The organism is Paraburkholderia sp. 2C (genome assembly GCF_054589215.1).
In genome coordinates this window covers 1-213 of the sequence record NZ_BAAILL010000034.1, presented here as the reverse complement: position 1 = coordinate 213, position 213 = coordinate 1, and the positions used below count along the sequence as shown (strand labels likewise).

The following is a 213-nucleotide window of genomic DNA, read 5'->3' as shown; positions in this document are numbered from 1 at the left end:
CTTCCATGACGGCGAGGTATCGTTTTTCCCCTTCGCCGACAGCGCCCCTTTGGGCAAGCCCGAGGGATACCAGAGCGCGTACGCGGCCAGCAGCGCGGATTGGGACACGCAGGGCCGGTTCTTTCAGTATGGCGAACCGGTGGGCGGCAATCCGCACGTCCGGCAGTTCGATTTTACGGACGGCAGCAAGGCCGTCATTACCGCGCATCAGCC

The 213-nt window shown here is 63.8% G+C and carries 1 protein-coding gene; it reads left to right on the top strand.

Annotation, left to right across the window (positions count from 1 at the left end):
* Positions 1 to 213 (top strand): hypothetical protein (locus tag ACYPXD_RS12625; RefSeq protein WP_459711568.1); only part of this gene is annotated, 213 nt, incomplete at both ends.